Origin of the sequence: Shewanella oncorhynchi (assembly GCF_012584455.1) — a bacterium.
GTDB lineage: Bacteria > Pseudomonadota > Gammaproteobacteria > Enterobacterales > Shewanellaceae > Shewanella > Shewanella oncorhynchi.
In genome coordinates, this window is the sequence record NZ_JABAEB010000005.1 from 149,463 (window position 1) to 173,576 (window position 24,114).

Sequence of the window (24,114 nt, forward strand, 5' to 3'; positions counted from 1 at the left end):
GTAATAGAAAAAGGGAGCCATTAAGGCTCCCTTTTTAGTGTCAACAACTCGTTACTTCATACGACGACGCATTGCCGCCAGTGGTAACAATAAGGCGGTTAGCCAACCTAGAGCACCGCCACCTGAAGATTCTGCTTTCTTAGCATTAACTGTGATGGTTGCTGTACCGGGATCACTTTCAAGTTTGCCATCAGAGGCTGTAACAGAGAAAGTAAGAACATGGTCACCGCTAGGAGCAGAGAAGTTTATGCTGTCTCCACCATTAGTAAATGTGACTTTAATTCCACTTGTTTGTACCCAATTATAGGTTAGGGTGTCTTTATCTGCATCTTTAGCATTGGCCTTAGCTGTGACAACAAACCCTTCAGTACTTGCCATGCCCGTAGGTGCAACGGTTGGTTTGGTATTATTAACCATGACAGTGACTTTTGCTGGCGCTGAAGCATTACCCATAGTATCTAGTGCAATAACTTCAACTTCCATTGTCGTGCTCTGTTGATTAATTACAGCATCAGTACTTAAATGCACTGTTCCATCTTTATCGACAACGACCATGCTGCTATTAGAGTTCAGTGTGACAAACTCGGAGAATGGACTTGTGATCATGTCTGGATCTGTTGCCGTTAATTTACCTAACACAGTTCCTGCTGCAGCACCTTTATCTACTGAAAGCATCACGTCGGCTACTGTTGGAGCAGAGTTACCTTCGTCAGAAGTATTAGCAACAACGGACATAGAACCAGAATCAGACAGGAACATAAAGCCTATTGCATTATCGCCAACTTGAGTTTCTAAAGTGGCACTTTCTCCTGGTTTTAGTTCAGTAACTTCATTGCCTTGTGTATCAACTAGCATTGCAGAAGTTCCTGAACCATCAAGCCTCAGTGTTTCCACCACGCTGTCTTCATCACCCGATGGAATTGGAGCCCAGTCACTATCCTCAACGCGGAAGCGAACCTTTATAGTCTTACCTAAATCCGCTTGAGTTAAGCCTAAATCTTCAAAACAGGCTTTACTCGTTAGGAAGTCATTACCAGTCACGTGGAATACAGGTTCTAATGTTCCAGACGAAGTACCATATTTAGAAACTAAACCATAGATAGATCTTGGATATGCTTCATTGAACCAGTTTAAGTTCGCCGTTGCTGCTGTGTAATCCCAAACTCCATCATTGTTAAGATCATAATCGACTGAATAGTTACCCGCTAGAGGATGGATAATAGGATCGCGCATTTGTAGCGTGTTATATATCGCAATACCCGCATCACATGAGCTGCTTAATAACAGTTCACTCGATGCATTGAGCAAGTCATGACGTTTTGTATTATCAACAGGGCTAGTTGCAATAAGTGGAGCCGTAAATGGATCGGTAATTGAAGTTGCGCCTACGTTGGTGAGTGTGCGCACTATGCCATCGGCAGTGGTTTCTGTTGCAACTGAAATTGCGGCCGCTGCTTTTGGCAGAATATGATAAACCAAATGTAGTGCTTTTTCTTCGCCATCCATAAATTGGATCGCACCATCGTATTCTGACAATGTTAATGCAGTAGAAGCATCTGCAGCAGTCCCATCAAGCTCATAGGATGATGTAAGAGTCCATTCTGGCAGTTTTGTTGGATCTATTGTGGCTGTAACGTCAAAGTCGACAGTTTGTCCTGCTGGAATCGTTACGCTTGCAGGTACTGCAAAACTTAGTGCTCCAGAATCTAAGTCATTCTGGAAACGTTGGTCGACTTTTAGTGTGTAGGTTTTTTCTGCTGTCGAGAAGTTCTTAACAGAAACCGTTTTAGTAATTGAAGTTGTTTTGTTGAGAGCCAATAAGCCAAATGCTAAAGCCGCTTGTTTAGTTTCTTTATTCCAAGCTGCTACAGGAAGGTTAATGGCTTTTTCTACATTGACCAATCCAGAACCAATATAACTGATTGGTGCCAATTCAGTGTCTGGGTTTATTTCTTTTGGCTCTAGCGTTACGTCTAAGTTTGCCGCGTTCATCATTGTGGCTTTAATTTCAAACGCGTTGCGATGTGGCAATGCCTCACGAATGATACTAATTGCACCAGCTGTGATTGGACTTGAGAATGAGGTACCGCTTATTGGAGTTAATCCTTCTCCTAAACCTGGGTGAGCAGTTAATATGTCAGTACCAGGAGCGGTAATCTCCGGCTTTAAAGTGCCTGCAATTGAAGGACCACGTGAAGTAAAGGTTGCAATTGCTCCTGCCGTCGTGACTTCAGTAGATGACACGCTGAACGCTACGTTACCTGCCGCGAGCGCCGTTTTAATTGCATCACCATCTTCCTTTGAAATCATCACAGATGGAATTGTTATGCTGTTGTCTTCACCTCCCATAACAATTGGAGCTGTGTTGGCCGCGTTGTTTGTCACTATGACAAATGAAGCACCTTTTAACTGCGCATTTAGAACTTTAACAGCGAAGCCACAAACTCCACGATCAATCAGTACCGTTTTACCAGTTAAGTCTTCAGTGTAAGCAACACAACCATTTTTGTTAGTTGCAGGGTAAATTATTGGTGCAGTTGCATTCGTGAAGCTGTATGTATTTGATTTATTAAACCCTGCACCAATAGCAGTAATTGACTCTCCAACTAGCATTGCATCAATTTTGCCAGCTTTAGTTGTTGGGTGTGTCATAGCGCCTACTGATAAAGCACTATTAGTGGTACTTGGGCCGCCAACCACGAAAGGTGTTGAGCCATCATTACCTGCAGAGATAACCAGGTTTACCCCAAGTTTTACCATTTCATCAATTAAGACTTGAACTGCGCCACCATCGGTATCACCAAAGTCACCGCCTAATGACATGTTAACAGTGTCAACACGGTCAGTGATATCACCATCATCATTAGGATCCATTGATGCTTCTAATGCATTTAACTGGGCGATACCCGAACAGCCTGAGTTACATACTGAGTACACGAGTAGTTCTACATCAGGCGCCGTGCCAACTACTGAATGACTCACATGGGTTCCGTGGTTCGTTGTGACATCAATTGGATTTGGATCGTTGTTAACGAAGTCCCAACCACCAATTACTTTGCCCTGAGGCCAGTTTGGTGTTTCACTTTTGGCAGCAACAGCTGCTTTATAGTCAGCAACTAAGCCTGAACCACCTAGAGCTTTGTGAGTGTAATCGACGCCAGTGTCAAGTACAGCAACACGCTGACCTTTACCAGAGGCTACACCAGCTTCGATAATAGCTTTTGCTTTGATGTACTCCGCACTTGCTGCAACATCGAGTTTATAGTCGTATATAGGTAAAATGTCGGCAACTTCAGCATTTTTCAGTAAAGCAGCGAGTTTTTTATGATCACCTTGAACGACAATGGAATTAACTAATTTTGAGGTGGTTGCGACAATCTTAATATCAGCATCCATGTTCTGAATAGCATTTTTAACTTTTGATTGTGAACTTTCGATATTGCTCATGACCGATTGTCGATTAAAACCCTTTAATTGGCTTTGTTGAGCAACAGAAGGAGCTTTAAGTTTTATCATCCAAGCAACAGCTTGTTTTTGCTCATTACTTCCATTTTTTGTAACACTGATGCCAGCGTACTGATCTGTCGCTTGGTTAGTAGTGTTGTACTTGGTTGCAGTGTCAGCAATAGCTGCGCTTGAGAGTAGTGCAGCAGAGATAGCGATCGATAGTTTTGTCTTCACAACTTCTTCCTTGTCAATTAATGCTTTCAGCACTTTACTAAATGTGCTTGTAGCTGAATTGTTATAGTTTATGCTGCGCTCTTTGGCGGCAGCAATGAAGTTGTAACACAAATATATCGTATGGTTAACACTTTTGCAGTAAAAAAGATGTTAATCACACTTTGAGGTTTGTTATGTTGTTTGCAAGTATTTGCTGTTTTTCCTGTTTAAGGCTTAACCGCTCTGACGATTGGGTTTTGTAGGCTGATCAAGGTTTCCGTCGACTGGATTTCATCGATAGATTGAATGCGATTGATGAGCACGTGTTGTAAGCCGTCGATGGATTGGCACATGACCTTTACGAAAATGCTGTAGTTGCCTGTGGTGTAATAGGCTTCGACGACTTCTTCGAGAGCGTTGAGTTTGGCGATAGCGGCGGGGTAATCGCCAGCGCTTTTAAGGTTGATACCGATAAAACAGCAAACGTCATAGCCTAGGGCTTTAGGGTTTACCGTGATTTGCGCACCTGTAATGATCCCCGCTTGCTTCATTTTTTCTACCCGAACATGGATAGTGCCCGCGCTAACGCTAAAGCGTTTAGCGAGTTCGGCAAAGGGTGTGCGGGCATCCTGCATTAGGGCTTCGAGGATATGATTATCGAGTTGATCGCGCTGAAATGCGGTATCCATAAATAAACTCTCTATAACGTAGTGAATTGTCATAAAGTTACGTTTTTTTATGGGGAATTGCTACCGATTTTGCCCGTATTATTTGATTTTAGTGATCATTGTTCACCCAAAGGCTCACAAAAAGGGACTTTTGCGCTAAAAGTCATACTGACACCTGAGTAGGGATGTTTGATGGTGAGCTCTGCTGCATGTAGTAATAGTCGAGGCGCTAAGGATTTTGCCAGTGAGTCGGCATAAAAACCATCGCCTAAGATCGGATGACCTAGCGCCATCATATGCACCCGTAATTGGTGTGAGCGGCCTGTGATTGGCGTCAGTTTAACCAGCGTTGAGCGTTTGGCGCGGCTCATTACTTGGTAGTGAGTCAAAGACGGTTTGCCAACAAGATGATCGACTTTCTGTTTAGGGCGATTTGGCCAGTCGCAGATCAGTGGATAATCAACGCTGCCAGTGTCATTTTTGACATGGCCTGCAACCCTTGCATAATAGGTTTTGCTGGTTTCTCTATCGTGGAACTGACGTTTTAATTCCCGCTCGGCGCTACGAATAAGGGCGACAACGATCAAGCCAGAGGTCGCCATATCGAGGCGATGGACGATTTGACAATGGGGATGCTCTGCTTTTACCCGGGCATAGACACTGTCGTAATGGGCGGGGTCGCGACCGGGCACAGATAACAATCCTGAAGGTTTGTTGATGACGATAATGTCTTTATCTTGATAAAGAATATCTAGCCAAGGAGTGGTCGGTGGTTGGTAAATAAAATCAGTCATAAATAGTGCCTATTCGTCAATGCGGGGCAAAGATACTCTGCTCGGCTTGAGGGCGCAAGTGTGAGGCCTAAAGATCGGCTGTGTCATTATCCTTGCTGACAAAAGTAAAGCGGATTAGTTGATGATTTGCTGATAGAGCTGTATTTGAGTTTTTGTTATACTCCCGTCCTTTTCGTTAATGATCATTTTGAGTCTGTGAAGCCATGAGCCAGCCAGAGATATACACTCCCGAGAATCTTTCTCACGTCCATAACCGTCTTGAGTTATTGGCGCCTGCAAAAAATGCTGACTACGGTATCGAAGCCATACGCCATGGTGCCGATGCGGTATACATAGGTGGTCCTGCATTTGGTGCGCGGGCAACGGCGGGTAACAGTGTTGAAGATATCGCGCGCCTGTGTACTTATGCTCATCAATATCATGCTCAGGTATTCGTCGCCCTCAATACCATTTTGATGGATAACGAACTGGCCGACGCCGAAAAACTTATTTGGCAATTGTACGAAGCGGGAGCTGACGCGCTGATTGTGCAGGACATGGGCGTATTACAGCTCAATTTGCCGCCGATTGCCCTGCATGCCAGTACCCAAATGGATAACCGCAGTCCAGAAAAAGTGGCGTTTTTAGAGCAAGTTGGTTTTTCTCAGGTGGTGCTCGCCCGTGAATTGGGCTTAAGCCAAATCCGTGATGTCGCCGCGCATACCAATATGCAACTCGAATTCTTTATCCACGGTGCTTTGTGTGTGGCTTACAGTGGTTTGTGTAACTTGAGTCATTCCTTTAGTAACCGCAGTGCTAACCGCGGTGAATGCTCGCAAATGTGCCGCCTGCCGGGGAATCTTAAAACACGTCAAGGGGATGTATTAGCGCAGAATGAACACTTATTGTCTTTAAAAGACAATAACCAAACTGAAAACCTCGAAGCGCTCATTGATGCGGGCATTCGCTCGTTTAAGATTGAAGGTCGCTTAAAGGATTTAAGTTACGTTAAAAACGTCACCGCGCATTATCGCCAAAAGCTGGATGCGATTATGGCGCGTCGCCCTGAGTTTAAGGCTTCATCCCACGGCCGCTGCGAACATAGTTTTACCCCTGATCCTGAAAAGACCTTTAACCGTGGCAGTACAGATTACTTTGTTAACGAACGTAGCCAAGGAATTAAAGATTTTCGCTCGCCCAAATACATAGGCGAAGAAGTCGGTAAAGTGGTCAGCATAGGTAAAGACTTTATCCAAGTGAGTTCGACCCATGAGTTTAATAACGGCGATGGCTTAGCGTTTTTCCCCGCGAATTTTGCTATGGCAAAACAATCCGATGACAAGCTGCAAGGCCTGCGGGTTAACCGCGCCGAAGGGTTAAAACTGCATATATTGCAGGTGCCAAAGGATTTAAAGGTTGGCATGACTTTATATCGTAACCATAACCAAGCCTTCGAAGCCCTGTTATCGAAAGAATCTTCTAAGCGGATTATCGGCGTCGATTTACGGTTGAGCGACACCCAAGAAGGACTGGCACTGACATTGACGGATATCTATGGCCTTACAGCCACAGTGAATTTAGTGGTCGAGAAGACGCCTGCGACTGATGTCGATAAGACCTTACAAAATACCCGTACTCAACTGGGTAAGCTAGGCAGTACCGACTTTGTTGCCCGTAGCATCAGTATCGATACGGCCCAAGCTTGGTTCTTGCCCGCATCAGTGTTAAATGGTCTGCGCCGTGATGGTGTGGCCGCCTTAGAGGCTGCCCGTGTGCAAGGCTATGTGCGTCCACTGCCGTGGAAGCATAATCAAGATGCAGTCTATCCCGTCAAGCATTTGAGTTACTTAGGCAACGTTGCCAACGAAAAGGCCAAGGATTTTTATCAACGCCACGGCGTGATTGAAATTCAAGATACCTATGAGAAAAATGGCGTTACCGAAGATGTGCCATTGATGATCACTAAGCATTGCCTACGCTTTAACTTCAATCTGTGTCCGAAGGAAGTACCAGGTATCAAGGCCGATCCTATGGTGCTTGAAATCGGTAACGATGTGCTCAAGCTGGTCTTTGACTGTCCTAAATGCGAAATGATGGTGGTCGGTGAAAACCGTCAAGTGCGAGGCCAGAAACACCTTTAACATTTGTCATTAGGAGCATTGCCCGAGTGCAATGCTCCTAGCTCCTATTCAGCTTGCATCTGCGCGCCTACAACAGCCTACCTCTCATTGATGTTGCCCTCACCATTGCCACTCTCATATTTTCATCAAAGCCTTATATTGCACATGCGGTAATGAGCAGATATCTTATTGAAAATAATATCAATAATAAGGGATGTTAAAATGGGATTGTTAGACGGTTTACTCGGTAATGCTGCTGAGGTTGATTTACAGGAATTAGCCGAGGAATTAAGGCCTATCATGGGCATTCAAGAAGAATTAAAACTCGCCTACAAAGTGATCCGTGATTTGTTTATTTTCACCAATAAACGCCTGATCTTAATTGATAAGCAGGGACTTACAGGTAAGAAGGTTACTTACCATTCAATACCTTATAAATCTATTACCCATTTTGAAGTGGAAACGACAGGGCATTTTGATATGGATGCCGAGCTTAAAATTTGGATCTCAGGTCAGAGTGAACCTTTAGTCAAAGAACTCAAGCGTGGCACGGATGTTGTGGGTATTCAAAAGACGATTGCCACTTTTGCACTTTAGTTTTTTTGGACTTTAGTTTTAGTGCCGTGGCCTAAGTTTTAGTGCTGCGACTTAGATTCATTTAGTGCTATCAAGCTTGGAATTGTTATCGCAAGCAGACGGTTAATGTGAGTAAGGTAAGCCAAGTTTTATCAGGGCTTACCTATCCTCGCGATCTAGTGTGATTCAAATCTGCTTGATTAATTTAACACTATCCTACTTGTGCTAGTGGAGTGCTCTATCGGTTCGCCCGCCATAGTATAGGTTTCGGAAAGCTTGAGTTTGCCTTGCTCATCGTATTGATTGTGGATGCCGACCCAGAATTGCTCTTGTCCCTGAATTTGTAAATTACCTTCTTCGGCAATCTGGCGATTGGGATGATAGCGTTTCATTGCATAAAGTTTGCTTTCATCATCAAATTTTAAATGATAAGCCAATATGGGTTCTTCGGTGTGAGCGGCGACATCTACTGCTATTGTTTTATCTTCTCGCTGTTTTGTCGTGGTATTGCCATTGGGTGCGTGATACTTCTGACGAGATAAATATGCGTTATTTCTACTATTGCTAGCATGATGTTCGCTGTTATCCGTACGGTTATTTGGTCCGTTACTTTGCCCATCAGCATCGTCTTCATCATAATCATAACTAGGATTTTCTGGGCTATCCCATTCAGGTTCTTCATCTTCCTGAGTTGCTATATTTTCATGAAAATCAAAGTAGTGACGGCTTTCTATCAGTTGGCCTTGTTCATCTAGCCAGGCTTCGCGGTACACTTTTCCTTGGGGCGTAAAACGTTGCCAATGGCCGATATCGAGGTAACGACCATTAGTAATTTGGATTGTGCCAGTTTCTAAAATTAAACCTTGAGGGGATAAGGATTTAGAGCTAAATAAATCCCCTTGCGTACGGGTGAGTAACCAGCGAATGGCGCCATCTTCATAGTATTCGATGCGAGTATCGGCAATACCTTCTTGATAGTATTCCCTTTGATTATTATCAAGATTATAGCCGCAGCGGGTATTCGAGTGACTCTGGTAGGATTCGAGGATCCCTTTGTTATTATAAAAGCTGGACTCTTTGAGGTAGCCTTGGCCATCACGAACTTCATATTCAGAAATTGTACGTATCGTGCCATCTTCATAAAACCAGCGAGCAGTGCCATCACGGTTGCCCTGTGTGTGCGGTAAGTACATCTGAATTTGCTGGTTTTCGTGGAATTCAATAAAAGGGGCTACCGAGAGGTTATTTTTATATTGGCCTTCGGCCGAAAGCACGCCACTTTTATAATAGCTTCTAAATAGACCTTCTCTGAGTCCATTTTCAAGATAGATCTCAAGGGCGAGTTGACCATTGTCATGATACCAAAGGGCCATGCCTCGTTCTTTACCATTCTCAAAATAGATTTTTTCTTCAAGTTGACCATTGGGATACCATTTTACATGTTCGCCATGTAATTGGCCTTCGGTATTGAAGGGTTCACGCCATGCAGGCTTACCTGAGTCGTAAAACTCTTCAATGACTTTGCCCGTCACATCATTAAACACTTTTTGTTTAATCGCTCCATTGGGATGATACCAAACGGCTTCATATTCATAGCCTTGGTTGTAATATCTTTCAGCTTCTAGTGAACCATCAAGGTAATATTGTTTTTCAATTCCGTGGATAACATCTTGCACTAAGGGCCGGATCAGCTGTATTTTTCCAGATTCATAGTAGCGAGTTAATGTATTGATATAATAGCCATTGCTATCTTGTTCGGCGGTTTCTTTAAGCTGACCATTGCCATAAAAGTATTGAATAAATTGACCTTGGGGATGGCGATCTTCTATTTGATTGATCTTGCCCTCATGGTCGTACCACGTTTGTGTTCCAAGTTGCTGATCATGAATAAAGTTACCTTCAAATAACAGGGTACCTAGGGCATTGAATTGGCGGGTCACGCCATTACGTTCGCCAAAATAGTTTGAATCGACGGCTTGGGTAAGTCCTGGGCTTTGGGTGATGATTCTAAGTATACCTGCACCTTCTTCAGTATTGAGTTGGTGAAAAATGCGGTGCAGTTGGCCTGTTAGGCTGGCGTAATCTTGAATATCGCCTTGCACTATATTGTCTGCATCGAGGGTAAAGTGGCTTATCAATAATGCATCGAGATTGTTAAGCTCAACTTGCCACAACGCCTTTATTTGGCTGTTCTTTTTGGGGGTGATACTGCACACTTTTACCTTGTCTAGCCAAAAGTGCTGCTCGGGGAAAGGGAATTGATTGCTGATTTCGAGGCGGTCGAATTCGGTATGGTGGAAGTCGCAGCATTCATTGGCGTTTTCCCAGCCCAAGAGTTCTATGACTTGAGGCGTATCATACTGATAGAGAGTTAAGCCGTGGTCGGCATTTTCTTCGCAAGAAGTTGCGTCTGCCTTTGTCGCATGGATTTTTAAGCTGAAGTAGCGCTGGAATAGCGGTGCAGCGACTGACGGCTCCTGCGTTAAATCTTGTTCTTTGCTGAGTGTTTGTGATTCAGTTTGAAGATGAATGTCTTTTGGATCGCGGCTAGTTTGGTTTGAGGGAAATAACTTGGCTTTGAGTGCGCGAAACAACGACATTGGGGGAAATCTCCATATCCATATGTAAAACGATAGGCTTATCTGAGGGATACTCATGGCAACTGAGTATTTCTGTGCGCATATCATAGCGGTTTATGGATTCGTTTCTCAATGCTTGATTGCTCAAAATACCGTTTAATCAGAGTGGCACATTAATAAAAGCAGAGGAATAAAGACAAAATGCTTGATAACTTTTTTGCAAAATTACCCACAGATTTATCGGCCGAAGTGTTTGAAAAACTGGCGGGCAATAACACTGTGACCATTGAGCGCATCGTTTCCAATGGGCAATCTACGCCCGAAGGTCAATGGTACGATCAAACTCAACATGAATGGGTGATGCTGCTCAAAGGCGAGGCGACGCTTGAATTTGAACAAGGTGAACCCGTTACGCTAACCCCTGGAGATTACTTAACGATTCCGCCCCATCAAAAACATCGAGTCGCTTCGACTTCTATAAGTTCAGAAACCCTATGGCTCGCGGTATTTTACGATTGATTAAGGCTATAGGTTAACGATTCTGCCATAGCCAACTGGGCGTATTGAGTAAGTCTTGGCCTTGGATCTGCGTTTGGCCTAAGGTTTTGTCTAAGGCCAAGGTATTGCAGTGTTCAAATTGGCTTAAGGCATTGATAAGCCGATTAGCATGGGAAACCACCCACAACTGGCACTCTTCCGATACCTTAGCGATTAAGCGTGCAAGCGCAGGTAATAAGTCGGGATGTAGGCTAGTTTCTGGTTCGTTTAGCACCATAAGCTCTGGCGGCCTTGGGGTGAGTAGGGCGGCAATTAATAGCAAATAACGCAAGGTGCCATCCGACAATTCACTGGCATTGAGTGGCCTTAATAAGCCATTTTGATGAAATGCGAGTACTAAAATACCGCCCGCTTGGGGTTCAATGCGAACTTTAGCACCGGGAAAAGCATCGCTCACCGCATGATCAAAAGCCGCTTTATCACCTATCTCAAAAATGGTTTGAATTGCTGATGCAAGGTCGCGCCCATCGTGGTGCAATACTGGCGTGGCTGTACCTAATTGTGGACGACGGGCTGGCGCTTCTGCATCGGTTCTGAAGTGATCGTAAAAACGCCATGCGCGGATACTATCGCGAAGTTTTAGCACTTCAGGGCTGCGCTCTGGATCGGCAAATTCGGTAAAAATACTGTCGCCGGTTTGCAGGTGTGCGCCTAAGGTTACCCAGCCTTGTCCGTCAGCACTGCGACTCTTCACCATAGGACCACGGCGCTCAACCAATACAGTTGAGGGTCTATACTTAGGCCCGTTCCAAATGGCTTCGCGCTTGATTTGTGGATCTAAGCCAAACAGCGTGGTGGCGTCGGGTTTGGGTAAACCGAGTTCAATAAGATAGCTAAAATCTTCGCCAGCAAATCCAAGCTTTAGGCGTCTTGGCGCTTGCCTGACGGTGGCTTCAATGGCGGTGTCGCCCGCTAGCATACTTTTGGTGGGGTTTTCTGGTCCCGCCCAAAAGCTGGAGTCGAGTCCGCCTTCTTGGGCTAAAGCATTGACAACGCCGCCTTGCGCCGTTTGTGCGAGTAAACGTAGTGCCTTGTATAGATTCGATTTACCACTGCCATTCGCCCCAGTGATCAAATTGAGTTGCCCTAGGGGTAAGACGATTTCACGCAGAGAGCGATAATTGAAAATAGCGAGTGTGGTCAGCATAGAATATCCAAGACTGAAACAAGCTGATAAGCCAGTAAATTTATCGACAAAGTAAATTAAACATGACGATAAAACAATGGCATTTACAGTAGCACTTTGTTGAGCACTCTTTGCCAGTTACCACCCATAAAACGGTCGCGGTCAGTAGATTTAAAGCGTGCCTTGGCTAAGGCATCGTCGATACGGCTCATGCGATCGATATGATTCAGCTCGGGGATCACGACATGCCTTGGTTCTGCATCAAAACCTAGCACGCCTTTCGCCCTCAGGCTGTACCACCATTCTTGATATTCTTTAATGCCTTTGGCGTTGTCATTACCGAGTGTCAGTAGGTTTTCTTGGCCTCGGAGCGGGAAGTCATTCGCGATTGCCACGCAGTCCACTCCACCAACACGCATAACGTATTCCAGTTGGCGAATATAATCATCAATCGTGGGCACGGCATTATTGGTAAGCCAGAAACTCATCATAAATACGCCGAATACGCCGCCGCTATCGCCGATGGCGCGGATCACTTCATCGGGGGAACAACGGGCATGGTTGACTATGCCGCGCGCCGCGCCGTGGCTTTGCACTATGGGTGATTTAGTGATTTTTGCGACATCTAAAGCGGTTTTAGCGCTGGAGTGACTCACATCGATCAAGATATTGGCGTGATTGAGTTTGGCGATAAGTTCGTGCCCGTGGGCCGTGAGTGGTTTATTGAGTCCGCCACTGGCATCATTATCTAAGGCGCCGCCGGCAAAGGTATTGCCGTAATGGTGGGTGAGTTGCAGTACGCGTAGCCCTTGTTGATGAAACTCATCTACCCGCGCCCACTGGTTAGCTTCACTGTCTTCTTCGACACAATCTGCGCCTTGGATTTGAAAGTATACCGCAGTGCGTTGGCTGTCGCGTGCACGTTGAATATCTTGCCCCCTCAGGCCTTGCAACAAAATATCGGGATGATCACTTACCCGTTTAGCGGCCTGCTTAATGCTTTCCATGCAAGCTTTATAAGTGCGTTTGTAGTTTTGAGTGCCATCGGCTTGTTCTATGGTCTCAATAGCCGAAATATCGCAAAGATAGGCATCGAGCTTAGCGGCGGTTACATCACTTAAGTCATCGGGTAGGAAGGATAAACCATCGACATATATCCGCCTCTGTGCGGCGGCAAAGCTAGGTAAACTGGCGAGTGGACTTAACAGAGTTGCTGCGCCAAGACCTTTAAGGAGTGTACGACGGTAGTGATTGACTGCCTTGATGGGCATGCTCGGTTCCTATCAATAACGCAAATGTAACTTCTTTATACCTTTTTAGGGCGTAGAAGTCTTTGATTAAATCCCTTTTTTGGCCTTTGCCCCTGAGCAAGAGTTGTGATTATTTGTTGTTGCCGAGTGGTTTCAATTATTGCTTGTCGCAGTAAATGAAAACCCTCGGGTTATGATTATCGAGTGGCTTCAAGCATTGCTTTTGCCAGTGAGTTAAGGCCGTTGGTGCGCGATGGGCTGAGCTGACCTTCTAGGCCCAATTGTTTGAAGTAAGCTATAGGATCAAATGCTTGGATTTCAGCGCGGCTTTTACCATGGCAGGCGCCAAGCAATAATCCAATCAATCCCTTAACGATGCGGGCATCGCTGTCGGCTAAATAATAGTGCCTGCCAGCCTGTTCTAGATGGTAAATCCATGCATCACTCTCGCAGCCTTTTACTTGAGCGGTCTCGATGCGAAGCTCAGGGCTTAAACTTGGTAAGTCTTTCCCTAGCAACATAATTTGGCGATATCTTTCCTGCCAGTTAGGGGCATTGGTAAAACGCGCCAGTAAGGTTTCGGCATCTTGCACTAAATAGTGAAAATCGGCCTCATTTGGCATAGGCATGATTGAATCTGTCATAGGGTGAAATCCTGTCTAACTTATTTTGAGCATCGTATGAGTTGGGTAGAGCAGTGGCTAAATGCTGGATTACAGCAGCAAGTCTTTTACCGAGGCTAACGCGGCAATAAAGCGGTCGATATCGTCTTTATTGGTGTAGATACCGATAGAGGCGCGGCAACAGCCCTTAAGATTCAGGCTCTGCATTAATGGCATGGCACAATGATGGCCACAACGAACGGCAACCCCTTGTTGGTCCAGCAAAATGCCTACATCTTGGTGATGTTCACTGGCAAGATTAAACGCGACGACGCCGATATTGTCATCAAAGGCGCCGTATAAATGCACTTCACCGAGCGCGCGCAATTGGCTTTGTAAATAGTTAACTAGTTCTGCTTCATAAGCTTGAACCTGCGGCATGAGCTCGGTTTGTAAAAATGTAATGGCCGCGCCCAAACCTATGACTTCAGCAATCGGCGGTGTACCCGCCTCTAAGCGATTCGGCAGGTTGCCAAATTCTGTCGCCTCAAAGCTCACGCGTTTAATCATCTCGCCGCCAGTTAATAGTGGCGCGAGATTATCTAACGCGTCGAAACGGCCGTAAAGCACACCAACACCAGTGGGACCATACATTTTATGCCCAGAGAAGACGTAAAAATCACAATCGATTTCAGTCACATCCAGCGTTAAATGCGCCACTGCCTGCGCACCATCAACTAAGGTGATAGCACCTTGTTTTTTCGCTAACTGCACTAGCTGAGCCACGGGATTGACTGTACCTAGTGCGTTGGAAACATGACACAGGGCGACGATTTTAGGCTTTAACTCGAGCAAGGTTTTATAGGCGTTGATATCTAAGCGGCAATCCTGACAGAGCGGGATTGGTTTAATGATTGCCCCTGTGCGTTTCGCCAGTTCCTGCCAAGGCACGATATTGGCGTGGTGAGCGGCGGCGTCGATTAATATCACATCGCCAGCGCTTAATTGGGCTGTCAGCCCAAAGGCGACTAAGTTGATTGATTCTGTGGTGCCGTGTGTAAAAATGATTTCTTCGCGGCGTTTTGCCTTCAAAAATTGCTGCAACTGATCGCGCACTTTCTCATAGCTTAAGGTCGAACGCGCCGATAACTGATGTGCAGCACGGTGTACATTCGCATTTTCATTAGCGTAAAACTGCGCCATGGCATCTAACACCATTTGCGGCTTTTGGCTGGTGGCTGCTGTGTCGAGATAACATAGGGGATAACCATCAAGCATTTGATTTAACGCTGGGAATTGTGACCTAATTTTAGCATTGCGCTGCTCTGCTTCTAATGAACAAAGAACCGCTGTGGCATCAGGAGAGGCACTTGCCGAAGGATGTGAGGTAACAGTATTCGTCGCTGTGTTAGTCACAGTATTTGGCGTAGGTGATGCAGGTTGAGTCATGGGCGAGGCTAAGGGCAATGAAAAAGGCCATGGGATCTTCTGTGATCTGCCATGTGAATGCAAGTCTTAGCGGTTTGTTGAGGTGTTGTTATCGGACAGTGGTATTGAATGCCTAATTTCACTAAGGTCTGTTCAAACTGTTGCCTAATAGATATTTCGCACGCCTTAAACGGTTTTAGACTCTAACGCATCATTGAGCTTAGCTATGATGCGATTTTTCTAATGTTTAAGTTTTTCTTTTAAATTCAGCTAATACTTTACGCTTAATTCATCCACCTAAAGTTAAAACTCCGACTATTCTAAATTGGACGTCCTTCGTTGTCAGTGTTTGCTGGAGAGTAGTTTTATGGTGAAGCTTTTAAAAGACTTACGGATTAAACATAAGATGATCGCCCTCGTTGGGGTGATGTTAGTGCTGATCTTGATTTTGTCTGGATTTAGTTTGTTGAAGATGCAGCGTGTATCGGAGGAAATTCAAGCCATTGCAGAAGAGAATCTTCCGTTAGTGAGATTATCAACTGACGTCACCATTAAGCAGCTTGAAAGCTCTGTCATTCTAGAAAAAGCGTTTCGTGCCGCGGACATTGAAACCGCATCGAGCCAGCAAATTTTAGTGGCTTTTATTGCGGATGTTATCAAGCACAATGAAGACATTAGCAAGGAGTTACTCTCGACTCAGTCTATGCTCAATGAGGCATTAAAAGAGGCTGTAAATCCGCAATTACATGAAAAAACTCAGCAGTTAAATCAAGAGATTGGCACTATTATTCAACGTTTTGGTAATTATGAAGCCCTGCTTGCCACTGTGATTACTGGAATACAGCAAAAAGAAGAACCTGCAGCCTTGGCTAAGCGGGTTGAATCTTTAGAGATTGCGCAAAACGAGTTTAATACTGAGCTGAGGCAATTCGTTGAGCGTTTAGAGCAAATGACCCAAACTGCGGTTTCTGTAACAGAGGAAGAAGAACTCAGGGCGATTTATGGCTTAACGATTATTTCGATAGTGTCTTTAGTCATAGGATTATTGATTGGCATCGTTTGCAGTCAATACATGGTCAAATCTATCAATCGGTTACGTAATTCTGCCGCCATGATGGAAAAGGGCAACTTTAACCAAGAGTTACACGTCGATTCCAAGGATGAATTAGGCGAACTTACCGTCAGTATGAATCAAATGGCGTGGACTTTAAGTAAAACTGTTGGCCAAGTGATTGCTCGAAGTGAAGAAATTGCCTCTATGGTGACTGAGCTTAATGCGGTGGCCGAGAATAATCGTGAGGCTATGTTGAGGCAGCAGGATAACACAGACCAAGTCGCCGCCTCTATGACCCAAATGGCAGCAACGATCACTGAAGTGGCGAGTAGTGCAGAAACCGCTTCGTATTCAGCGGGACAAGCTGAGCATAAAGTGAAAGAAAGTTGTGAGGTTGTCGATGCGAGCGAAAAAATATCGAAGCAGTTGGTTGCCAGCGCCCAGTATTCGAATCAACTTATTCAACAGGTTCAGGCGAGTACGGGGAAAATCCTCAACTTTGTTTCTGTGGTCGATGCGATAGCTGGGCAGACGAACTTATTAGCTTTGAATGCATCGATTGAAGCGGCGCGGGCGGGAGATCAAGGTCGTGGTTTTGCTGTCGTTGCCGAAGAAGTGCGGGCATTGGCAACGCGCAGTCAAACGGCCACGCAGGAGATCAGCGATCTTATCCAAACACTTGTGAAAGATGCTAAATCCTCAGTCGAATCCTTCGCCAATAACGATAAGCAAATCAGTGAGTCATCACTGCTCGTTAATCAAGCCAAGCAACACTTATTTGAGATTTTAGATGCGTTGACTGAACTGACTCAGGCTAATACTCAAGTCGCGACCGCTAGTGAGGAGCAAGCCGTGACCGCCGAAGATATTAGTGAGCGCATTAATGCGATTCGTGATTCGGGTGAGTTGGTACTCAGCAGCGCTAACGAAACAGCTAAAGCCAGCGAGTCACTGTCTAAGCAGGCGAATTCATTGAGGGAAACGATGCAGCAGTTTAAGGTGCGAGTTGTTTAAATGCATTAGCCCATAATTCAGTGTGCCAACGACTGACAGCGGTTAACTTAACTGCGCTACTTCATCTTAGCTTGAGCCTCATTTGTACCTTAACTCAATGTGAGGTGAGTATATCCCCAAATAATTTGAAGATGCAGGATTCAAGTTGTTTGGGATATAGGTCTCTCTTGTTATCCGACACACTATTGCCGTAAAAATGATACTGGTTGTGCAGTGACTTGCAACAAACTGTTGTAATATGTAGCGCTAAATAACGACTAAAAATGTGAATTAAATGGGCATGCGTATTCTTTGGCTTCTAGTGTTAACGCTGAGCATTCTTCCTAGAACCGCTGCAGCATCAGATATTGCGAGCAGTGTTACTGGAGGAACTAATCGCCTTGCTGACGGCGGTGATTTTGAGCTGGGCATGAGTGTTTACGGGATTAATCAAGTCGATGTTCGGCAAACGGATTCTGGTTCTGCACAGTTGTCGCTGTTAGTCAGTGGCATGTACCAGTACAAAGGGCTGTTTGTTGAGATGATCCATCAATCTCAAGATGGCATTAATCTGGGGTTTAATCTTTGGAGCTCAGAGGATTGGTCATTAGAACTGCTATTGGCTAACTTACAAGGTTCTTGGTCCCGTCCTGATGTGGATCCCAGTACGCTGGATGAAGCTGGCCGCAATGCCTATCTACTATCGGAAGATTCTCTCTATGTTGGTGCCGGTTTTCGTGCTACGCGTTATTGGGGCGATAACTATGTTTTTCAGTATAGGTTAGTATCTGATTATTATGATGATCAAGGTATTCAGAGTTCTGCCAGATTGGGTAAGTCCTGGCAGGTTCGTAATTGGAATTTTCACGTATTGGGGAGCGTAGGTTACTCATCTGCCACCTTGAATCGCCATCTTTTTGGGATCAGTAAGGAAGAAGCCACTGAACGCTTTCCTGAGTATCGGCCGGATAGCTCTTTCAGTTACGGCATGGAGTTAGGGGTTGCCTATCCGCTGAGTGAAAATTTTGTCTTTCGGGCCATGTACCGCTTCAATGTGTTATCCCAAGAAGTGACCGACAGTCCCTTCAATCAAGCGAGTTATACATCGTATTTTAATGCTTCTCTTAGCTATGTGTTTTAGGAGGAGGGCATGAACCGATTTTATCAATTGTTAGCGGTAGTGATGCTGAGCGCGCCTTTTTTGGCTTGGAGTCAGGATGATGCCGTTATTTTTACCGCAACCCCAGAACGCTGCATTGCACTGCATAAAGGGCAAACTTGCTATCAAGATGTATTGTTCCGATGGCAGACACCCGCGAGCGGCGAGTACTGCCTCATACTGACAGACCGTCAGCACCAGTTAACCTGCTGGACTGGCAAAGCTATGCAAGAATATCAATATAGTTTTGAAGGGGATAAAACGGCGACTTTTAGTCTTATCCGTAATGATGATGTGCAACCGCTCGCGCAAGTTAAAGTGGTCGTGACATGGGTTTATAAGGCCCCTAAACAGAGTCAGTCCGGTTGGAGGTTATTCTAATATGTCAGTTGCAAAGCATATCTTAGTCGTAGAGGACGATACCTCACTGGCAGAGTGGATCAGTGATTATTTACTGGATCACGGTTACGGAGTCACAGTGGCCAGCCAAGGTGATTTTGCCTTAGAGATGATAGCCGATGAGATGCCTGACTTAGTGCTACTCGACGTGATGATGCCCGTTAAGAATGGCTTCGATGTGTGTAAGGAGGCCAGGGCATTTTATACTGGGCCCATTTTATTTATGACGGCTTGCGTTGAGGACGGCGATGAAATCCGCGGGTTAGATGCCGGTGCTGATGATTACCTCACTAAGCCGATTCGACCACAGGTGCTGTTAGCGCGGATAAAGGCCCTGTTACGCCGAGTGAGTGATGAGGAGCAAAAGCAGCAATTAGTGTTTGATTCTTTAGTGTTAAATGCGACGGCAAAGTCAGTCACCATTGATAAACAGCCGCTGGATTTGAATGCCAATGAGTTTGATGTTTTGTGGCTGCTGGCATTGAAGGCGGGCACGATAGTGAGTCGCAATGAATTGGTGGCCCAACTGCGGGGCATTGAATACGATGGCCTAGACCGCTCGGTGGATATTCGCATATCGCGCTTACGCAAGAAGTTGCAGGAAGCGTTGAGTCAGCCCTATAAAGTCAAAACCATTCGTGGCAAGGGATATTTGTTTTGCCGCGATGAGGCAGAGCAAGCTTTATGAAGAAGTTAATGACTTCTCTGGTGCTGGTCGTGCTGGTGGCCATTGCCAGCCTAGGCTGGTCGATAAGTGAGTTTGCAACACTTATTGATCCTGATAATGAAACGCCTAGCCCAGCAACTCACCTCGCGGCATTAAAACTGCTGGGCGGTTCACTGGCGCAAACGTTAGATAACGATCCCGCCCCTAATAATGCGTTTATAGACAACTGGAATCAGCGAAATGCAGATCAATTGTCTTTGGTGAATGAAGCAGATTTTGTCTTACCCTCAGCCCTAAAGACAGAGTTTTATTCAGGGGAATCATTATTGCTGGAGTCCGATGACGGCATCTCTTTGCACTATTTATTGCCTAAAACGGGTCAGGTGCTGAATATCAATACCCAGATAGTGACGCCAGCCGATGTGAGTTTTAACGCGAATAAGCTGTATACCATGCTTTTTTATGGCGGTGTGGTGGTGATTTTGTTGGTGTGGGTGTCTCCTTTAATCCGCCAACTGGTTAATCTCAGTAAGGTGACTCAAGCATTTGGTATGGGAGAATTACAGCAGCGAATTGTGGTCAGTAAAGCGTCCTACATAGGCACAATAGAAAGCGAATTCAACCGTATGGCAGATCGCATCCAGCAATTAATCGATGACAATAAATTGCTTAGTCGGGCAGTTTCCCATGATTTAAAAACTCCGATTGCGCGGCTGCGATTTGGTATTGCGGCGTTAGAAGAAACCCAAAGCGAACAACTTAGGGTGAAGTATTTTCAGCGATTGAACCGCGATCTGGACACTATGGAAGAGTTGGTCATGACACTGCTCAGCTATGCCCGCCTCGATGAGGCGAATATCCAACCTGATTGGCAACCTATTGAGCTTAATACTTGGTTGCTGGAAAAGTATCAAGGCCAAGTATACTCAGGGTTTTCAATGGAACTCATCACCTGCCCAATACCGCTAAATATCAAAACAGATCCTAAGTACTTGTCAATGCAGGTGAATAACTTGCTCAGTAATGCGCTGCGTTTTGGCCGTGCCAATATCCGGTTGATGTTGGCATCGGAAGATGGGATTGCGTGGTTACACGTTGACGATGATGGCCCTGGCATAGATGAACAGGAATCTGCTCAAGTGATTAAACCTTTTGTGCGTGGTCAGCACAGCCGCGGAAATTCCGGTCATGGCATGGGTCTGGCGATTGTCGATAGAATTGGTTGTTGGATGGGGTCCCCATTACGTATTGGCCGTGCTCCTGACTTAGGTGGGGCTCGCATGTCACTAAAATTCAAGGCTGAAGTTTAAAGTTGGGGTTTAATACGATTGGTATAATGCGAGGTTTTAGCCGTTTTTGTCTGTTTCTTTAACATGAGCTGAAGCGAGCAATGCGGCTAAACCTGCGTCATCTAATCTGCTGAGTTGATTTAGAGATAGAGGCAGAATGACTCAACTCACTATACGAATGAGTGCCTAACGAATTGGTGCAGAACAGGGGGATTTATAAATAAAACGCACCAGCCTTGATACCTAACGAGAATCTAGACTGGTGCATTTTTGATGAGCAATTAACTTTTCACATTGACATTGTTAAGTATGTAATCTGTTTCATAGATGCGGGAACTCGCATTTTCTGGCTTGCTATGTAAACCTGTGACTTCGACCATGACAGAGGTTTCTTGATTCATCGTCGAACTCCCCCACAAGATATCCTTACTCGCGCTCGCTCCTACTCCAAACTGGCCAATTGCATCACGATCGGTTTGTTCGTGAGTAAAAGTGAAGTAGTTATAACCCGCTTGTTTGCATAACTCTGCTGACTTACGCATGACGTACTTTCGGGCCAATGCGCGGTCAGTGTTGGTATTGCCAACAAAGCTTATCTGCCAGCTATCGGGTGCAATCTGTGCGGTTTCAAATCCTTTACCGAAAGACCAAAATTGCTTTTCGGTATCGTAGGAAGTGGCACAAGCTGAAAGCATCAGAGCTAATCCAGCACATAAAAACGTTTTTCTGATAAGTGTCATGGTCTTGTCTCGTCAGGTTGTTTAGAAGCTATAGTTCACGCCAAGGGTAGTAACCCACTGGTTGTTACTGTCTATTAGCGGAGAGTCTGCCATGTTGGCACCTATGTGCGAGTAACCTGTGGCTTGAGTAATATCTAAATGCTTAGTGACTGGAATAACCAAAGCGTAGCCTAGCTTATAGGCAAAGGTGCCGTCGGCTTGATAGGCAGGGCGCTGCGCCGTAGCTTCAGATGATGTCACACCTGTGTAGTAGTTTGCGAAGTCTTTACTGAAGTAGTGCACACCCGCATAAGGCACCAGATCACCGAAGCCTACATTTATTGGATGGTAATAGGTGATATCGGCCTGAAAACCATCATAAATATTGGTGACATCGTGTTGGAATTTAGTTGATAGCGTGCCATTTCCTAAATGAATGTCGGCGTTTAAACCCAGATCGCCACTGAATTTACGATCCTTCATGCCCGTTAAAATATCCGCATCATCGGCATCAAAGCCAGGATTGGCAACGGCAAAGATACTGAAATTAACGGCACTATCGTTCGTGCCTAAAAAGCGGTAGTTGATGCCGGACAGATCGGCGTTGAAGTCTTCACCGTGGTAGCCGCCATTGAGGTAGGCACCTGTCTGGTGATCTTGACCCTTATAAAACTGACTACCAGTAGCAACACCTGCGCCAGCAAAGAACTGATCTTGATGACTATAGATATTACCGTTACGAATGTAGGTATTGCTTTCAGCAAGAGCGTGGCTTGACATCAAAACACTTGTGATTACAAAGCAAAGTTTTTTCATTTTTTGATCCTTAAGACATCTGTCTAGTGACTGTGATGCCACTATATTTCACTTCTTAAAAGGACTCTGTATCCGAATGTAACCTAGACCATGTATTGCAGCCTTCTCGCATAGCCTGGCGCTGGTGAGCTCGTGGAGCTGAAGACGATGACCTTTTGCTAAGCCGGAGGGATAAGATAAAGAAGACTAAGTAATAGGTAGCTTTTGATTGAATGGAGGAGAGAGCGCATTGATGAGGTGATATAAAGGTAAAAAGTTATGCCTCTAAAGCTATTTGAAATCAATAGCATCAGGGGGATTTGACCCGATGCTATTGGTCAGTCATTCAAACAACTCGCCGACTAAGCCTAGGGGCTAAGGGCAAGGTAATCTAAATTGATCGGACAGTTGGTTTAATCGTACTAATAGCTCTGGCGATAAGGTGACTTTTAAACTGTCGATGTTTTCTTTCAGTTGATATAAGTCGGTGGCACCTATGATATTGGAGCCGACAAACTTACGTGAGTTAACAAAAGCTAACGCCATTTGTGAGGGCGTGAGTTTGAACTCGCGGGCCAAATCGACATAGGCTTTTGTAGCCTCCAGAGCCATTTGCGAACCTGTATAGCGGGCGAAACGCTTAAACAAGGTCAGGCGCGCGCCTTCAGGCCATTGGTCGTTGCAATATTTTCCCGTCAAGGCGCCAAAGGCCAGTGGCGAATAGGCCAGTAATGGCAAGTTTTCGCGGTGACTGATTTCGCTCATGCCGACTTCGAAACTGCGATTAAGCAAGTTATAGGGGTTTTGCACACTCACAATACGCGGCAAACCATGTTTTTCGGCGAGTTGCAGGTATTTCATCAAGCCCCAAGGCGTTTCGTTCGACACACCGATATAGCGCACTTTACCTTGGCGGATCACTTCGGCGAGCGCTTCTAGGGTTTCAAGTATCGGTGTTTGATGTTCATGCTCTTGTTGATCGTAAAACAGTTCACCAAAGAAATTGGTATTACGGTCAGGCCAATGGATTTGATAAAGGTCGATAGTGTCTATTTGGAGGCGTGCTAAAGATGCATCGACCGCTTGGTGGATGTTGTTCCAGTCCAGCGCCATATTTTTGCGAATGTAATCACTTTTACCCCCCGGTGCGGCAATTTTAGTGGCGATCACTAAGTCGTCTCGGTTACCGCGGGCCTTAATATATTGCCCTAGGATACGCTCGGTTTCCCCTTGGGTTTCCGGCTTAGGTGGTACGGGATACATTTCCGCCGTATCGATAAAGTTGATGCCATTGCCTATGGCGTAGTCCAGCTGTGCAAACGCTTCGGCTTGGGTATTTTGTTCGCCCCAAGTCATAGTGCCCAAACAAATTTTACTGACCTCAAGATTAGAATGCGGTATGCGTCTGTATTCCATCTATTTCTCCTACGGAAACTCTCTTAGTTTGAGGCTACCAAGCTTTTGCTGTAAAGCAAAGGTTAAACCATAGGTTGAAATGTTAGTGCGCTAAAAATAGCCAGCAAGTTTAGCCATCCTGCCCCATTTTGAGGCATGCCATTGGCTGAAGTTTGTTCGCTGAGTTGCTCTTTTAACGGTTTTAGCGCTTTACTGCACTGAAATGGAGATTTTTGCTTATTTTTGTAAACCTTAGGTACTACTAAATCAGTAATGACGTATTTATGAATAAATTGTTATAAAA

The 24,114-nt window shown here is 45.2% G+C and carries 19 protein-coding genes; 8 read left to right on the forward strand and 11 right to left on the reverse strand.

Features of this window, described 5'->3' with window-relative positions:
* Positions 1–51 precede the first annotated feature (51 nt).
* The 3 genes from HGO26_RS09450 to rluA all read right to left on the reverse strand — a co-directional run bounded on the left by HGO26_RS09450 (position 52) and on the right by rluA (position 5,122).
* Positions 52–3,681: a S8 family serine peptidase gene (locus HGO26_RS09450; RefSeq protein WP_168824797.1), complete on the reverse strand. Its 3,630-nt coding sequence runs from the start codon at positions 3,679–3,681 to the stop codon at positions 52–54.
* A gap of 206 nt (positions 3,682–3,887) precedes the next feature.
* The gene (gene asnC / locus HGO26_RS09455) at positions 3,888–4,349 is read right to left on the reverse strand and encodes a transcriptional regulator AsnC (protein WP_006080290.1); all 462 of its coding nucleotides are present in this window, start codon (positions 4,347–4,349) and stop codon (positions 3,888–3,890) included.
* 95 nt (positions 4,350–4,444) lie between these two features.
* Positions 4,445–5,122 (reverse strand): bifunctional tRNA pseudouridine(32) synthase/23S rRNA pseudouridine(746) synthase RluA, encoded by a 678-nt coding sequence (gene rluA, locus HGO26_RS09460; RefSeq protein WP_168824799.1) that lies wholly within the window; start codon positions 5,120–5,122, stop codon positions 4,445–4,447.
* Positions 5,123–5,325: 203 nt separating this feature from the next.
* Between rluA and HGO26_RS09465 the strand changes: the two genes are divergently transcribed.
* Entirely contained in the window at positions 5,326–7,242 is a 1,917-nt protein-coding gene (locus HGO26_RS09465; RefSeq protein ID WP_168824801.1) for a peptidase U32 family protein, read from the forward strand.
* A gap of 201 nt (positions 7,243–7,443) precedes the next feature.
* The gene (locus HGO26_RS09470; protein ID WP_105250128.1) at positions 7,444–7,818 is read left to right on the forward strand and encodes a PH domain-containing protein; all 375 of its coding nucleotides are present in this window, start codon (positions 7,444–7,446) and stop codon (positions 7,816–7,818) included.
* Between the two features lie 179 nt (positions 7,819–7,997).
* Here HGO26_RS09470 and HGO26_RS09475 read toward each other — a convergent pair whose 3' ends face one another.
* Complete coding sequence (locus HGO26_RS09475) at positions 7,998–10,397, reverse strand: toxin-antitoxin system YwqK family antitoxin (RefSeq protein ID WP_168824803.1); 2,400 nt, start codon at positions 10,395–10,397, stop codon at positions 7,998–8,000.
* Positions 10,398–10,577: 180 nt separating this feature from the next.
* On the opposite strand from HGO26_RS09475, the gene HGO26_RS09480 reads away from it, so the two are divergent.
* A complete protein-coding gene (locus HGO26_RS09480) occupies positions 10,578–10,895 on the forward strand; it encodes a cupin domain-containing protein (RefSeq protein ID WP_168824805.1) in 318 nt (105 codons plus the stop codon).
* Positions 10,896–10,908: 13 nt separating this feature from the next.
* Here the strand turns inward: HGO26_RS09480 and HGO26_RS09485 are convergent, their stop codons facing one another.
* The 4 genes from HGO26_RS09485 to HGO26_RS09500 form a co-directional block, all read right to left on the reverse strand.
* On the reverse strand, positions 10,909–12,081 hold the full coding sequence (locus HGO26_RS09485; protein ID WP_168824807.1) for an AAA family ATPase: 1,173 nt from the start codon (positions 12,079–12,081) through the stop codon (positions 10,909–10,911).
* A gap of 83 nt (positions 12,082–12,164) precedes the next feature.
* The gene (locus HGO26_RS09490; RefSeq protein WP_168824809.1) at positions 12,165–13,331 is read right to left on the reverse strand and encodes a membrane dipeptidase; all 1,167 of its coding nucleotides are present in this window, start codon (positions 13,329–13,331) and stop codon (positions 12,165–12,167) included.
* Positions 13,332–13,507: 176 nt separating this feature from the next.
* Positions 13,508–13,954: a SufE family protein gene (locus HGO26_RS09495; RefSeq protein ID WP_168824810.1), complete on the reverse strand. Its 447-nt coding sequence runs from the start codon at positions 13,952–13,954 to the stop codon at positions 13,508–13,510.
* 69 nt (positions 13,955–14,023) lie between these two features.
* Positions 14,024–15,361, reverse strand: coding sequence for a cysteine desulfurase (locus HGO26_RS09500; RefSeq protein WP_168824812.1), 1,338 nt, complete (start codon positions 15,359–15,361; stop codon positions 14,024–14,026).
* Positions 15,362–15,707: 346 nt separating this feature from the next.
* On the opposite strand from HGO26_RS09500, the gene HGO26_RS09505 reads away from it, so the two are divergent.
* The 5 genes from HGO26_RS09505 to HGO26_RS09525 all read left to right on the forward strand — a co-directional run bounded on the left by HGO26_RS09505 (position 15,708) and on the right by HGO26_RS09525 (position 20,922).
* Positions 15,708–17,408: a methyl-accepting chemotaxis protein gene (locus tag HGO26_RS09505; protein ID WP_168824815.1), complete on the forward strand. Its 1,701-nt coding sequence runs from the start codon at positions 15,708–15,710 to the stop codon at positions 17,406–17,408.
* A 280-nt stretch (positions 17,409–17,688) separates the two neighbouring features.
* Positions 17,689–18,528, forward strand: a complete 840-nt coding sequence (locus HGO26_RS09510; protein WP_168825072.1) for a MipA/OmpV family protein — start codon at positions 17,689–17,691, stop codon at positions 18,526–18,528.
* Between the two features lie 9 nt (positions 18,529–18,537).
* On the forward strand, positions 18,538–18,927 hold the full coding sequence (locus tag HGO26_RS09515; protein WP_168824817.1) for a DUF3019 domain-containing protein: 390 nt from the start codon (positions 18,538–18,540) through the stop codon (positions 18,925–18,927).
* A 1-nt stretch (position 18,928) separates the two neighbouring features.
* Positions 18,929–19,633, forward strand: a complete 705-nt coding sequence (locus tag HGO26_RS09520) for a response regulator (RefSeq protein WP_105250123.1) — start codon at positions 18,929–18,931, stop codon at positions 19,631–19,633.
* The gene (locus tag HGO26_RS09525) at positions 19,630–20,922 is read left to right on the forward strand and encodes an ATP-binding protein (protein ID WP_168824819.1); all 1,293 of its coding nucleotides are present in this window, start codon (positions 19,630–19,632) and stop codon (positions 20,920–20,922) included. The genes HGO26_RS09520 and HGO26_RS09525 overlap by 4 nt, the downstream gene beginning before the upstream one ends.
* Before the next feature lie 260 nt (positions 20,923–21,182).
* Here the strand turns inward: HGO26_RS09525 and HGO26_RS09530 are convergent, their stop codons facing one another.
* The 3 genes from HGO26_RS09530 to HGO26_RS09540 form a co-directional block, all read right to left on the reverse strand.
* The gene (locus HGO26_RS09530; protein WP_028761861.1) at positions 21,183–21,641 is read right to left on the reverse strand and encodes a CC0125/CC1285 family lipoprotein; all 459 of its coding nucleotides are present in this window, start codon (positions 21,639–21,641) and stop codon (positions 21,183–21,185) included.
* 21 nt (positions 21,642–21,662) lie between these two features.
* A complete protein-coding gene (gene ompV / locus HGO26_RS09535; RefSeq protein ID WP_168824821.1) occupies positions 21,663–22,436 on the reverse strand; it encodes an outer membrane protein OmpV in 774 nt (257 codons plus the stop codon).
* A 354-nt stretch (positions 22,437–22,790) separates the two neighbouring features.
* Positions 22,791–23,831, reverse strand: coding sequence for an NADP(H)-dependent aldo-keto reductase (locus HGO26_RS09540; protein WP_168824823.1), 1,041 nt, complete (start codon positions 23,829–23,831; stop codon positions 22,791–22,793).
* Positions 23,832–24,114: the final 283 nt, after the last annotated feature.

Excerpts from the sequence above, each read along its gene's own strand:
- HGO26_RS09485 (WP_168824807.1), bottom strand. The coding sequence starts at position 12,081 with ATGCTGACCACACTCGCTATTTTCAATTATCGCTCTCTGCGTGAAATC.
- HGO26_RS09540 (WP_168824823.1), bottom strand. The coding sequence starts at position 23,831 with ATGGAATACAGACGCATACCGCATTCTAATCTTGAGGTCAGTAAAATT.
- asnC (WP_006080290.1), bottom strand. The coding sequence starts at position 4,349 with ATGGATACCGCATTTCAGCGCGATCAACTCGATAATCATATCCTCGAA.
- HGO26_RS09530 (WP_028761861.1), bottom strand. The coding sequence starts at position 21,641 with ATGACACTTATCAGAAAAACGTTTTTATGTGCTGGATTAGCTCTGATG.
- rluA (WP_168824799.1), bottom strand. The coding sequence starts at position 5,122 with ATGACTGATTTTATTTACCAACCACCGACCACTCCTTGGCTAGATATT.
- HGO26_RS09470 (WP_105250128.1), top strand. The coding sequence starts at position 7,444 with ATGGGATTGTTAGACGGTTTACTCGGTAATGCTGCTGAGGTTGATTTA.
- HGO26_RS09490 (WP_168824809.1), bottom strand. The coding sequence starts at position 13,331 with ATGCCCATCAAGGCAGTCAATCACTACCGTCGTACACTCCTTAAAGGT.
- HGO26_RS09475 (WP_168824803.1), bottom strand. The coding sequence starts at position 10,397 with ATGTCGTTGTTTCGCGCACTCAAAGCCAAGTTATTTCCCTCAAACCAA.
- HGO26_RS09520 (WP_105250123.1), top strand. The coding sequence starts at position 18,929 with ATGTCAGTTGCAAAGCATATCTTAGTCGTAGAGGACGATACCTCACTG.
- HGO26_RS09480 (WP_168824805.1), top strand. The coding sequence starts at position 10,578 with ATGCTTGATAACTTTTTTGCAAAATTACCCACAGATTTATCGGCCGAA.
- ompV (WP_168824821.1), bottom strand. The coding sequence starts at position 22,436 with ATGAAAAAACTTTGCTTTGTAATCACAAGTGTTTTGATGTCAAGCCAC.
- HGO26_RS09525 (WP_168824819.1), top strand. The coding sequence starts at position 19,630 with ATGAAGAAGTTAATGACTTCTCTGGTGCTGGTCGTGCTGGTGGCCATT.
- HGO26_RS09510 (WP_168825072.1), top strand. The coding sequence starts at position 17,689 with ATGCGTATTCTTTGGCTTCTAGTGTTAACGCTGAGCATTCTTCCTAGA.
- HGO26_RS09465 (WP_168824801.1), top strand. The coding sequence starts at position 5,326 with ATGAGCCAGCCAGAGATATACACTCCCGAGAATCTTTCTCACGTCCAT.
- HGO26_RS09505 (WP_168824815.1), top strand. The coding sequence starts at position 15,708 with ATGGTGAAGCTTTTAAAAGACTTACGGATTAAACATAAGATGATCGCC.
- HGO26_RS09495 (WP_168824810.1), bottom strand. The coding sequence starts at position 13,954 with ATGACAGATTCAATCATGCCTATGCCAAATGAGGCCGATTTTCACTAT.
- HGO26_RS09500 (WP_168824812.1), bottom strand. The coding sequence starts at position 15,361 with ATGACTCAACCTGCATCACCTACGCCAAATACTGTGACTAACACAGCG.
- HGO26_RS09515 (WP_168824817.1), top strand. The coding sequence starts at position 18,538 with ATGAACCGATTTTATCAATTGTTAGCGGTAGTGATGCTGAGCGCGCCT.